General features: G+C 66.4%; 10 protein-coding genes. 6 read left to right on the top strand and 4 right to left on the bottom strand.

All coding sequences use genetic code 11. The features are described from left to right. Window positions 1-70: 70 nt before the first annotated feature. A complete protein-coding gene (gene mnmA, locus AC3WT0_RS13800; protein WP_492753976.1) occupies window positions 71-1177 on the bottom strand; it encodes a tRNA 2-thiouridine(34) synthase MnmA in 1107 nt (368 codons plus the stop codon). Between the two features lie 115 nt (window positions 1178-1292). Between mnmA and AC3WT0_RS13795 the strand changes: the two genes are divergently transcribed. The 3 genes from AC3WT0_RS13795 (at window position 1293) to AC3WT0_RS13785 (ending at window position 2389) form a co-directional block, all read left to right on the top strand. Continuing rightward, a complete protein-coding gene (locus AC3WT0_RS13795; protein WP_492753975.1) occupies window positions 1293-1556 on the top strand; it encodes a hypothetical protein in 264 nt (87 codons plus the stop codon). A 97-nt stretch (window positions 1557-1653) separates the two neighbouring features. Continuing rightward, complete coding sequence (sciP, locus tag AC3WT0_RS13790; protein ID WP_492753974.1) at window positions 1654-1953, top strand: CtrA inhibitor SciP; 300 nt, start codon at window positions 1654-1656, stop codon at window positions 1951-1953. A 178-nt stretch (window positions 1954-2131) separates the two neighbouring features. After that, complete coding sequence (locus AC3WT0_RS13785; RefSeq protein ID WP_492754044.1) at window positions 2132-2389, top strand: GlsB/YeaQ/YmgE family stress response membrane protein; 258 nt, start codon at window positions 2132-2134, stop codon at window positions 2387-2389. 59 nt (window positions 2390-2448) lie between these two features. Here AC3WT0_RS13785 and AC3WT0_RS13780 read toward each other — a convergent pair whose 3' ends face one another. Next, a complete protein-coding gene (locus tag AC3WT0_RS13780) occupies window positions 2449-3165 on the bottom strand; it encodes an SIMPL domain-containing protein (protein ID WP_492753973.1) in 717 nt (238 codons plus the stop codon). 160 nt (window positions 3166-3325) lie between these two features. Between AC3WT0_RS13780 and AC3WT0_RS13775 the strand changes: the two genes are divergently transcribed. From AC3WT0_RS13775 to AC3WT0_RS13765, 3 genes are all read left to right on the top strand, one after another. Beyond that, entirely contained in the window at window positions 3326-4498 is a 1173-nt protein-coding gene (locus tag AC3WT0_RS13775) for an efflux RND transporter periplasmic adaptor subunit (RefSeq protein WP_492754043.1), read from the top strand. A gap of 11 nt (window positions 4499-4509) precedes the next feature. Continuing rightward, window positions 4510-7662 carry an efflux RND transporter permease subunit gene (locus AC3WT0_RS13770; RefSeq protein WP_492753972.1) on the top strand — a complete coding sequence of 1051 codons (3153 nt, stop codon included), beginning with the start codon at window positions 4510-4512 and terminating at the stop codon, window positions 7660-7662. Window positions 7663-7732: 70 nt separating this feature from the next. Continuing rightward, window positions 7733-9001 (top strand): DUF445 domain-containing protein, encoded by a 1269-nt coding sequence (locus AC3WT0_RS13765; protein ID WP_492753971.1) that lies wholly within the window; start codon window positions 7733-7735, stop codon window positions 8999-9001. A gap of 24 nt (window positions 9002-9025) precedes the next feature. Here AC3WT0_RS13765 and AC3WT0_RS13760 read toward each other — a convergent pair whose 3' ends face one another. Together AC3WT0_RS13760 and murA are read right to left on the bottom strand one after the other, a co-directional pair. Then, window positions 9026-10552 carry a PAS domain-containing protein gene (locus tag AC3WT0_RS13760; RefSeq protein WP_492753970.1) on the bottom strand — a complete coding sequence of 509 codons (1527 nt, stop codon included), beginning with the start codon at window positions 10550-10552 and terminating at the stop codon, window positions 9026-9028. After that, entirely contained in the window at window positions 10545-11828 is a 1284-nt protein-coding gene (murA, locus tag AC3WT0_RS13755; RefSeq protein ID WP_492753969.1) for a UDP-N-acetylglucosamine 1-carboxyvinyltransferase, read from the bottom strand. Before murA ends, AC3WT0_RS13760 begins: the two co-directional genes overlap by 8 nt. Window positions 11829-11882 lie beyond the last annotated feature (54 nt).

The following is an 11882-nucleotide window of genomic DNA, read 5'->3' as shown; positions in this document are numbered from 1 at the left end:
GCAGCGAAGCAATCCAGAAAAGCCAGACACTCTCTGGATTGCTTCGCTAGGCTCGCAATGACGATCGAGGCTAGACCAGTTCGAGCAGTGCCGCTTCCGTCTCGGCGATCCAGCCGCCGCCGAGCACGCGGTCGCCATCATAAAGCACCGCCGCCTGGCCGGGCGCGACCCCATATTCCGGCGTGTCGAAGATCACTCGCCCATCGACGAGGCGCGCCGGCGCCGGCCTGGCCATCGAACGGACCTTGGCGGTCAGCGGCCCGTGACGATCGCCGCCGATCCAGTTGATGTCGGCGAGGCGCGCAGCCCCCACCGCCAGTGCGGCGCGCGGGCCGACGACGATGCGCCGGCTCTCCGCCTCGAGCCGGACGACGTAGAGCGGCTCGGCCTGCCCGCCAATCTCGATCCCGCGCCGCTGGCCGACCGTATAATGGATGAGCCCGCGGTGGCGACCGAGCACGCGGCCCGACTGATCGACAATCTCGCCGCCTTCGTCCGCATCGGGCCTGATCTTACGGACCACGCGCGCATAATCGCCGTCGGGGACGAAGCAGATGTCCTGGCTGTCGGGCTTGGCCGCGACCCCAAGGCCAAGCTCGGCGGCGATCGCCCGCACTTCGGGCTTGGGCATGCCGCCCAGCGGGAAGCGCAGATAGTCGAGCTGCTCGCCAGTGGTCGCGAACAGAAAATAGCTCTGGTCGCGCGCCGGATCGACGGCGCGGTGCAGTTCCGGCCCGCCCTCGCCCATCACGCGGCGGACATAATGGCCGGTCGCGAGGCAATCGGCGCCCAGATCGCGCGCGAGGCGAAAGAGATCGGTGAACTTCACCCCCATATTGCACTTCACGCACGGAATGGGGGTGCGCCCGGCCATATATTCGTTGGCGAAATCCTCGATCACACTCTCGCGGAAGCGCGTTTCGTGATCGAAGACATAATGGGCGATGCCCAGCTTGTCACAGACCGCGCGCGCGTCGCGGATATCCTGCCCGGCGCAGCAGCTGCCGGTACGCCCCACCGCTGCGCCATGATCATAGAGCTGGAGCGTCACGCCGATCGTCTCGGCTCCGGAACGGACGGCCAGCGCGGCCACCACCGAGGAATCGACGCCGCCGGACATGGCGACGATGATGCGGCGGGCCGAAAAAGGCGCGGCAAGCTGGAAATCCGGAGTCATCGCGGCGTCATTTAGGGGATCGCGCACGATTTCAACAGGGGCGCTTTACGGCCCCTTCATCCTTTCGGCGTAACAGAAATGACATCGCCGCACTATTCCGGAGTCGCCTCGTTTCATGGATCTGAGTTTCGCTCGTTTCGACTGGAAGGCGCGCGGACCGGCGACGATTCCCGACATTTCGGTGCTGCTCGCCGAACTGGCGGCGCGGCAGGCGGCAAGCGCCACGGCGATCGCCCAGGCGTCGTCGCTGATTCCGGCGCGATCGGGCGATCCCTCGATGGCGGGACGCGTCAATCTTTTCGGCGAGGGCGTTCATCGCGTCTCAGGCAGCTTTCATCCCGGTGTGGCCGCGCTGCTAACCGACCATAAACCAACATGACCGAGCTTTTTACCGTCACGTTTCAGCGTTCCTAAAATCCGCTGCTGTATCAGCCAAACCGAGTGGGACGGGATAATCCCAGCGTATCGAGGTAAACATGATCGAGAATCAGAAAATTCGTCCAGCTCAAGTGATCGGGCCGCTCGGGGAGCCGCTGACTCTCGATTCATTGCCGCCGGCCAACACCACCCGATGGGTCGTCCGCCGCAAGGCGGAGGTGGTGGCGGCCGTTAATGGCGGCTTGCTGACGGTCGACGAGGTGTGCGACCGCTACAATCTCACGGTCGAGGAATTTGCGAGCTGGCAGCGCGCGGTCGATCGCTCGGGCATGCCCGGGCTGCGAGTGACGCGCATCCAGCATTACAAGTCGCTCTACGAGCGCCAGCAGAAATATTGAGACCAGTATAGGCTCCGGGAAATGCGCCGACGGCGCGTTTCCCGAAGCAAATGTCAAATTTCCTGTAGGGTGCCGACTGCCGCATCCGAAACAAATTGCGTCATCGTCGGAACCGGCTCACCTTCCATTCGTCTATAGAGACACCGCCAGATGGCGGGGCGACAGGAGGGTGAACATGATTGGATTCATTATCTGGTTGATCGTCGGTGGCGTCATCGGCTGGCTCGCCAGCCTGATCATGCGGACGGACGCCCAGCAGGGCATCATACTCAATATCGTCGTCGGCATCATTGGTGCCTTCATCGGCGGCTGGATTTTCAGCGGCGGAACGATCAACAACGCTCCGCTGACACTGACGTCTTTCCTCGTTTCGCTGGTAGGCGCAGTTATCCTGCTGGCGATCGTCAATCTGATCCGGCGCGGCTCGGTCCGCTAAACCGCCCCGCTGGATTTGCGAGGCCGGCGCTCCCCCAAAGGGGAACGCCGGCCTTTCGTTTATTCGAGCTCGAACTTCACGTTGAGCGTGATGCCGACCTTCTGCTCGCCGGCGACGATCTTGGTCCGCGGGGCAGCCGCGACATCGGCCCGCGCCATCATCATCACCGGCACGGGCTGCGGGAAATCCGCCCCGCTCTCGCTGATCGAGATGATCCGCTTGACCTTGAGGCCCGCCGCCTTCGCATAAAGCTCGGCGCGCGAGCGGGCGATACCGAGCGCGGCGACACGCGCCTCGTCGAGCGCCTCTGCCGGCTTGTCGAGCATGAAGTTCGGCCCCGAAATCTGGTTGGCCCCTTCCTTCACCAGCGCGTCGAGCACCGTGCCGCTCTTGGCGATGTCGCGGAAGCGGATGCTGACCGTGTTGGTCGCCTGATAGCCGGTGATCACCGGCGCTTCGTTCTGGGCATAGCGATATTGCGGATTGAGCTGGATGTTCGCGGTCTGGATGTCGCGATCGGCGATGCCGGCCTTCTTGAGCGCGGCGATCACGCGTTCGACTCGCGCGGCATTGTCGCGCAGCGCGGCGGCGGCATCGACCGCCTGCGTCACGACGCCGGCCGAAATGGTCGCGACATCGGGGACGCGCGTCGTTTCGCCTTCCGCGCTGATGTCGAGCGTAGTGCCGGTGACGGCGATGACGGGCATCGCCTGGACTTGCGCCGCGGCCGGCGCGGCAGCGGCGGCGATCAGGGGCAGCAGGACAAGGGTCTTCATTTACGTCTCCTCCGTGGATGCGCGCCTAACAGCATAGACCGGCTGCACGCCGTCTGAACGACCCGGAATCGCGGCACGCAAAAACGCCGCTTGAGCCCGGTGACTTATTAATATAATACAGCTGCCATTGCGACTTGTTCGGGGCGGAAAGTTGAAGACGATGAACTACGAGGCCAGTTTCTCGCGTGGTGGCGACATGCTCGATGTGGACGGCGCGGCCCGCCGCCGCAGCCGGCGTCGCCTGATCATCGGCGCGGTGGTCGCGCTGGCGGTGATCGCCGCCGCCGCCTTCTACTTCATGCGCGGCAAGGAAGCCGCCAAGCCTGCGGCATCGGGCGATCAGTCGCCGACCGTCACGGTCTTCGTGCCCGGTCGCCAGCCGGTCGATCGCCAGATCCTCGGCACCGGATCGCTCGCCGCGCGCGTCGACATGCCGGTCGCTGTCGTCGGCGAAGGCGGGATGGTCACGCGCGTCCTTGTCCAGCCCGGCCAATGGGTCGGCGCCGGGCAGGTGCTCGCGACCATCGAGCGCTCGGTCCAGACGCAGCAGGTGGCGCAGCAGGAAGCCTCGCTCAACGTCGCGCGCGCCGATGCCCGCATCGCGCAGAATAATCTCGATCGTTCGCAGCAGCTTGTCAGCCGCGGCTTCATCTCGAAGGCGAGCGTCGACCAGCTGCTCGCTACGCGCGACTCGGCTGCGGCGCGCGTTCGCCTCGCCGAAGCGCAGCTCGCCGAAATGCGCGCGCGCAACGGCCGGCTCGACATTCGCTCGCCCGCTGCGGGCCTGATCCTCACGCGCGCAGTCGAACCCGGCCAGGTCGTACAGGCCGGCAGCGGCACGCTGTTCCGCATCGCCAAGGACGGCGAGATGGAGCTGCGCGCCCAGCTTGCCGAAGGCGATATGGCGGTGCTGCGCGAAGGCGTGACGGCGACCGTCACGCCCGTGGGCTCGACCAAGAGCTTCGCCGGCCGCGTCTGGCAGCTTTCGCCCGTCATCGATCCGACGACGCGCCAGGGCATCGCGCGCATCGCCGTGCCTTATGACCCCGAACTTCGCCCCGGCGGCTTCGCACAGGCGGCGATCATCGGCGGCTCGGCCATCGTTCCGCTGATCCCCGATTCGGCCGTGCAGAGCGATGACAAGGGCAGCTTCGTCTACGTGGTGGGCAAGGACAGCAAGGCCGAGCGCCGCGACATCAAGGTCGGCGACGTGACTGACAAGGGCGTCGCCGTGATCAGCGGCCTCGGCGGCACCGAGCATGTCGTCCTCTCGGCCGGCGGCTTCCTGAGCCCCGGCGAAACGGTGAAGCCCGTTCTCACCAAGACGCGCTGAGGGACTAACCGATGAACTTCCGCAACATCTCGGCCTGGTCCATCCGGAATCCGGTTCCGCCGCTCGTCATCTTCGCGGCGCTCACGCTTGCGGGCATCGTCGCCTTCATGCGCATGGACGTGCAGAACGATCCGGATATCGATTTCCCCGGCGCGATCGTGCTCATCAGCCAGCCGGGCGCCGCGCCGACCGAGCTGGAGACGCAGGTCACCCAGCGCGTCGAGGCAGCCGTGCGCACGATCGAGGGGATCGACGAGATCAACTCGACGGTGACCGAAGGCCAGTCGCAGACCTTCATCCAGTTCGCGATCGGCACCCCGATCGACCGCGCCGTCACCGACGTGCGCGACAAGATTTCGCAGATCCGTAGCAACCTGCCCGACGGAATTCTGGAGCCGCAGGTGATCCGCGTCTCCACCTCGGGCAACACGCTCGCTTATTACGCAGCATCCGCGACCGACATGACGCTCGAGCAATTGAGCTGGTATGTCGACAACACCGTCTCGAAGAAGCTGCTGTCGGTGTCGGGCATGGGCGACGTCTATCGTCGTGGCGGCGTCTCGCGCGAGATGCGCATCGTGCTCGATCCGGCACGCATGCAGGCACTGGGCCTGACCGCGACGGCGGTCAACAACCAGCTGCGCCAGGTCAACCTCAACGCGGCGGGCGGCCGCGCCGAAATTGCCGGCTCCGAACAGTCGGTCCGCATCCTCGGCAACGCCAAGAATGCGTTCGAGCTGGGCGAGACCCAGATCGCGCTGTCGAACGGCAAGAGCGTCAAGCTGTCGGACATCGCCGACGTCCGCGACCTGCACGACGAACAGCGCTCGATTTCCAAGACCGGCGGCAAGCAGGTGCTGACCTTCGGGTTCGAGCGCGCCAAGGGCATGTCCGACGTCACCGTCTATGACGGCGCGGTGAAGGTGCTGAAGGATCTCGAGAAGCAGAACCCCAAGGTCCATTTCACCGAGCTGTTCACCAACGTCGACTATACCAAGAAGCAGTATGAATCGGCGATGCACGCGATGATCGAGGGCGCGGTGCTCGCGGTGGTCGTGGTGTTCCTGTTCCTGCGCGACTGGCGGGCGACGATCATCTCCGCGCTCGCCATCCCCTTGTCGGCCATTCCGACCTTCTGGTTCATGGATCTGATGGGCTTCACGCTCAACAGCCTGACATTGCTTGGCCTCAGCCTCGTTGCCGGCGTGCTCGTCGATGACGCGATCGTCGAGATCGAGAATATCGTCCGCCACATGCGTATGGGCAAAAGCGCCTATCAGGCGGCGATCGACGCCGCCGACGAGATCGGCCTTGCGGTGCTCGCCACCACAATGACGATCGTCGCTGTCTTCCTGCCCGTCGGCCTGATGCCCGGCATCTCCGGCCAGTTCTTCAAGAATTTCGGCCTGACCGTCGTCGCTTCGGTGCTGATGAGCCTTGCCGTTGCGCGCATGATCACGCCGATGATCGCCGCCTATTTCCTGAAAGCGCATGGCGAGCAGGAACATGGCGGCGGCTGGCTGATGGACCGCTATATGGCGGCGCTCACCTGGACGCTCGACGAGAGCCGGATGGACCGGATGCGCGCCAGGGGCGGATGGCGCCGTCGTCTATCGCGCTTCGCAGATCATCGTGTGATCGTGTTCGGCATGGGGGGATTTGCCTTCCTCCTCACCATCTTCGTTTTCGCGCAACTGCCGATGACCTTCCAGCCCGCGATCAACAGCGACACCAGCCGCATCGCGATCAGCATGGTGCCGGGCACCACGCTCGCCCAGACCGAGGCGGTGGCCGACAGGGTCGCCGCGATGATGGACAAGCGCACCGACGTCGTCGAGAAGACGTTCGAACGCATCGATGTCGGCACCGCGACGGTCTACCTGCGCCTGCGTAAGGACCGGCCGATGACGAGCACCGAGTTCGAGCGCTCGGTCGCGCCGCAGCTTGCCGCCATTCCCGACGCGCGCGTCAACTTCCAGTCGCAGTTCGGCGGCGGCGGCGGCAGCAACCGCGACATCTCTATCACGCTCGGCGGTGACGATCCCGAGGAGCTCAATCGCGTTGCGGGCAACATCCTGCGCGAAATGTCGGGCCTCAGGGAAATCGTCGCGCCGCGCGTCGAGGGCAATCTCCAGCGCCCCGAGATTACGCTGCGCCCGCGCCTCGACCTCGCCGCACAGCTTGGCGTGACGACGCAGGCGCTGAGCCAGGCGATCCGCATCGCGACGCTGGGCGAAATCGACCAGAACAGCGCCAAATTCTCGCTTTCCGATCGCCAGATCCCGATCCGCGTCGCAATCAACGAGGATGCGCGCCAGAAGATGGCGACGATCAAGAACCTGCCTGTCCAGACCCAATATGGCGGCGCGGTGCCGCTCTCGGTCGTCGCCGACGTCGGCTTTGGCGCGGGACCGACGCAGATCGATCGCAATAATCAGGTCCGCCGCCTGACGATCGGCGCCGATCTCGCGCCCGGCCTCGTCAGCGGGCAGGCGATGGAGAAGATCAACAAGCTGCCGTCGCTCCAGAACCTGCCGATCGGCGTCAGCCGCCTGATCCTCGGCAATTCGAAGTGGCAGAACGAGATGCTGGTCAATTTCGCGATCGCGATCGTTGCCGGCGTGATGCTCGTCTTCGGCGTGCTCGTGCTGCTATACCAGCGGATCATGCCGCCCTTCGTCAACATGGGCTCGCTACTGCTGGCTCCGCTCGGCGGCGGTCTGGCGCTTTGGCTCACCGGCAACCCGCTGTCGCTTCCGGTGTTCATCGGCGTGCTGATGTTGCTCGGCATCGTCGGCAAGAACTCGATCCTGCTTGTCGACTTCGCGCTCGAGGAGATGGGCAAGGGTGTCGACCGCAAGGTCGCGATCATCGACGCAGGACACAAGCGCGCCCAGCCGATCGTGATGACCACGGTCGCGATGGTCGCGGGCATGGTGCCCACCGCCTTGTCGATATCGGGCGATGGCGCCTGGCGCGCGCCGATGGGCATCACAGTGATCGGCGGCCTCGTCGTCTCGACCGTGCTGACCCTGCTCATCGTGCCGGCGACGTTCAGCCTTGCCATGGGCTTCGAACGCTGGCTGGGACCCAAGCTGTCGCGCAGCCTGACCAACGGCGGTGCGACGCCGCACGGGACGGAGACGGCGCAGCCCGCCGAGTAACCACCGGCCATGATCGCAAAGGAATGAAATTGGGGGTTGAACCATTCCACCCCCGGTTCATTCTGACAGTATGAGCTTGTTCGCCCGCGCCCGATCGGACCGCGCCAGCCCCGCGCAGCGTTATGGCGGCATGCGTGCGGTGGCGACCGGGCTGCTGGTGCTGATGGCCGCGACCTATGCCGTCGCGCGCCATTTCGAGCCGCTCCATCCCGCCGCCGGGTTCGTCCGCGCCTTTGCTGAGGCGGCGATGGTCGGCGGGCTGGCGGACTGGTTTGCGGTGACGGCGCTGTTCCGCCACCCGCTCGGCCTGCCCATCCCGCACACCGCGATCATACCGCGCAACAAGGACCGGATCGGCGATACGCTCGCCACCTTCCTCAAGGATAATTTCCTGACGCCTTCCGTCGTCGCGCGGCGGATGCGCAGGCTCGACGTCGCGGGTGCCGCTGGCCGTTTCCTGGCCGCGCCGACGCCCGCCGGCGAGGGGCGGCTGCGCGACGGCGCGGCGCGGCTGGTCGCCGACATATTGGGCGCGCTCGACCAGGACCGGCTGGGCGGGATGGTCAAGGGCGCGATCGTCCAGCGGCTGAGCGCGATCGATTTCGCGCCGATCCTCGGCCAGGCGCTGAGCGCCGCGATCCGCGAGGATCGCCACGTCCCGCTGCTCGATGGCGCGATCCGCTGGGCCTCGCGCACGCTGGAGGCGAACGAGCATCTGATCCGCCAGATGATCCACGACCGCGCCGGATCGATCCTGCGCTGGACCGGGCTGGACGAGACTCTGGCCGACAAGATCATCGACGGCCTCCTCCGCCTGCTCGACGAAATGAGCATCGACCCCGCCCACCCCCTGCGCGTGCGCGCCGAGGACGGGCTCTGCAATCTCGCCGCCGACCTGCAGGACGACGAACATATGCGCGCCCGCGTCGCGGCACTGCGCGACGAGCTGCTCGAAAACCCGGCGATGCGGCGCTGGATCGACGGGATGTGGGAACAGGCGCGCACCGCCCTGCTCGCCACCGTCCGCGATCCGCAATCGGCGATGACCGGGCGGTTGGGCGAGATGATCAAGCAACTGGGCGAGGCGCTGCAGGGCGACGACCGGCTGCGCGTGACGATCAATCGCTTCGTCCGCCGCGCAGCGGTGGGCGCGACCGCGCGCTATGGCGACGGCATCGTCACGCTCGTTTCGGACACCGTCCGCGGCTGGGATGCGCGCACGGTGACCGGCCGGCTCGAGGCGGCGGTGGGCCGCGATCTCCAGTATATCCGCATCAACGGCACCATGGTCGGCGGCCTCGTCGGCCTCACCATCCACGCACTCAACCATTTGGGTTGAGGTCCGGCATTCGGACGGGGTTGGTCAGCCCTGCCCTTCGGCGTCGCGCCGCAAGGCGCGGAGCGGGACATCGAGGCGGACACGCAGCCCGTCGGCCTGCCAGTCGCGTTCGATGCGGCCGCCAAGCTGGCGTTCGATGCTGAGCGCGATCAGCCGCGATCCGAACCCCTCGTGCGTCGGGGCGATGACCGACGGCCCCCCGCACTCGCGCCACTCGATCGCGCAATCCTCGCCATCGGCGGAAAGCGTCACCAGCACGCGGCCACCCGGCGTCGAAAGCGCGCCATATTTGGCGGCATTGGTTGCAAGCTCATGGCACAGCAGGGCAAGCGGCGTCGCGGCGCGATCGTCGACCGCGAGGTCCGGCCCGGCAATCTCGAACCTGTCGCCGCCGTCGGTGCGATAAGGCGCGAGCAGCGCCGTCAGCAAGGTCCGCACGCCCTTCGTCGTGCCGGGTTCTTCCCCCGCCGCGCGCAACCGGCCCAGCTCATGCGCGCGCCCGAGCGCCAGCACACGTTCGCGCAGTTCGGCGGCCGGCACCGATATTTCGGGGTGCGCGCGCGCCGAGAGGCCGATCAGCCCGCTGATCACCGAGAAGATATTCTTGATCCGATGCGACAGCTCGCGCGCCACTACCTCGCGCTGTTCGTAAAGCAACTTCTGTTCGTGGATGTCGGTGCAGGTACCGAACCAGCGCGTGATATGGCCATCCTCGTCGCGGATCGGCTGGGCACGCCCCAGCGCCCAGCGATATTCGCCGCTATGATGACGCAGCCGATATTCGGTCTCGTATAGCTCGCCCGTCTCGAGCGAATGGCGCCAGCGCATCCATGTCTCCGCCAGATCGTCGGGATGGATGATCGCTTCCCAACCCTCGCCATCGGCCGACCCTTCGGGCAGGCCCGAAAATTCGTACCAGCGCGCGTTGAAATAGTCGTTGTAGCCATCGGGCAGTGCCGACCAGACCATCTGCGGCATGGTGTCGGCAAGGATGTGGAAACGCTGCTCCACGTCCGACAGCGCACGCGCCGCGCGTAGTTCGCTCGCCGCCCGCTCCTTTACCCCGCGTCGTGATTCAAGCCCCAGCATCACGCCACGCGCGAGGATCTTGAGCCCCTGCCGCTGAAGATCGGTCAGCCCGTCGCGCGGCTCGGGATCGATCACGCAGAGCGAGCCGAGCGGATAGCCCTCGCGCGAGACGAGCGGCATCCCCGCGTAGAAGCGGATGAACGGATGCCCTGTCACGAACATGTTGTTGACGAAGCGCGGGTCCACTCGCGCATCGGGAATGATCATCAGATCGTCGCCCAGCATCGTGTGGGCGCAGAAGGACTGGTCGCGCGGCGTCTCTATGATGTCGAGGCCGGTACGCCCGACGAAATACTGGCGCTCTTCATCGACGAGGCTGACCAGCGCTATCGGGGTTTCGCACAGCAGGGCAGCAAAACGCGTCGCTTCATTGGCGGCGCCCGACGTTCCAGGGCTCAGCCCCAGTCCGCGCAGCACATCGAGCCGCGCGACCTCGGTCGGCGTCGCCGGCTCGTCAGCCATCGCCCGCGCGTTCGATGTCGGCGCCGACCGCCTGCAGCTTCTCCTCCAGCCGCTCATAGCCGCGATCGAGGTGATAGACGCGCGCCACCTGCGTCTCGCCCTTGGCGGCAAGCCCGGCGATGATCAGGCTCATCGACGCGCGCAGATCGGTCGCCATCACCGGCGCGCCGGTCAGCCCCTCGACCCCGCGCACCACGGCGCTGCGCCCCGAAACCTGGATGTCCGCCCCCATGCGCGCCAGCTCCGGCACATGCATGTAGCGATTCTCAAAGATGGTTTCGGTCAGCACGCTGGTGCCGGCAGCAAGCGTGAGCATCGCCATGAACTGCGCCTGCATGTCAGTCGCGAAGCCCGGATAAGGCGCGGTCGACAGGTTGAGCGGGCGGATCGCGCCATTGGCGGCGACGCGCAGCCCGTCATTCAGTTCCTCGACGTGGAGCCCCGCCTCGACCAGCGCAGCGATCGTCGCGCGCATCTCGCCCGGCTCGGCGCCGACGAGGTCGAGCGCGCCGCCGGTGATCGCCGCCGCGCAGGCGTAGCTGCCCGCCTCGATGCGATCAGCCATCACCTTGTAGGTCGCGCCGTGCAGTTCCTTGACGCCGTCGATCACCAGCCGGCTCTCGCCGATGCCGCCGATCTTCGCGCCCATGGCGACGAGGCAGCGACACAGATCGACGATCTCGGGCTCGCGCGCGGCGTTGTCGATCACGCTGCGCCCCGAAGCGAGCACGGCGGCCATGACCGCATTCTCGGTCGCCCCGACCGAGACGATCGGGAAGGTGAAGTCGCCGCCGGGCAGGCGGCCGCCGGGTGCGGTCGCCTTCACGTAACCGGCGGTCAGCTCGATCTCGGCGCCCAGCGCTTCGAGAGCCTTCAGGTGCAAGTCGATCGGGCGGTTGCCGATCGCGCAGCCGCCAGGCAGCGACACGATCGCCTCGCCGGCGCGCGCGACGAGCGGGCCGAGCACGAGGATCGAGGCGCGCATCTTGCGCACGATGTCATAGGGCGCGACGGTCGAGGTGACGCGGTTGGCGCGCAGCGTCATCACCCGGCCGAAATCTTCCGGCGACGCGCCCTCGATCGTGGTCGAGACCCCCATCTGGTTGAGCAGATGACCAAAGGCGTCGACGTCGGCGAGGCGCGGCAGGTTCCGGAGCGTCAGCGGCTCATCGGTCAGCAACGCACAGGGAAGCAGCGTCAGCGCCGAATTCTTGGCGCCCGAGATGGGCAGGCGGCCTTCCAGCCGCTTGCCGCCATTGATGATGATGCGGTCCATCGATCCGGTCTAGCGCTTCGCCATAAACGCGCAAGCGCCCTTGGCGCAGACGCC

It is taken from the genome of Sphingomonas sp. EU05-FHT14C10 (genome assembly GCF_058790595.1).
Note: the sequence above shows the minus strand (reverse complement) of the source record. Positions and strands in the feature narration are given on the sequence as shown.

Coding starts and splice junctions, on each gene's coding strand:
- mnmA (WP_492753976.1), bottom strand. CDS start 1,177: ATGACTCCGGATTTCCAGCTTGCCGCGCCTTTTTCGGCCCGCCGCATC.
- AC3WT0_RS13795 (WP_492753975.1), top strand. CDS start 1,293: ATGGATCTGAGTTTCGCTCGTTTCGACTGGAAGGCGCGCGGACCGGCG.
- sciP (WP_492753974.1), top strand. CDS start 1,654: ATGATCGAGAATCAGAAAATTCGTCCAGCTCAAGTGATCGGGCCGCTC.
- AC3WT0_RS13780 (WP_492753973.1), bottom strand. CDS start 3,165: ATGAAGACCCTTGTCCTGCTGCCCCTGATCGCCGCCGCTGCCGCGCCG.
- AC3WT0_RS13775 (WP_492754043.1), top strand. CDS start 3,326: ATGAACTACGAGGCCAGTTTCTCGCGTGGTGGCGACATGCTCGATGTG.
- AC3WT0_RS13770 (WP_492753972.1), top strand. CDS start 4,510: ATGAACTTCCGCAACATCTCGGCCTGGTCCATCCGGAATCCGGTTCCG.
- AC3WT0_RS13765 (WP_492753971.1), top strand. CDS start 7,733: ATGAGCTTGTTCGCCCGCGCCCGATCGGACCGCGCCAGCCCCGCGCAG.
- AC3WT0_RS13760 (WP_492753970.1), bottom strand. CDS start 10,552: ATGGCTGACGAGCCGGCGACGCCGACCGAGGTCGCGCGGCTCGATGTG.
- murA (WP_492753969.1), bottom strand. CDS start 11,828: ATGGACCGCATCATCATCAATGGCGGCAAGCGGCTGGAAGGCCGCCTG.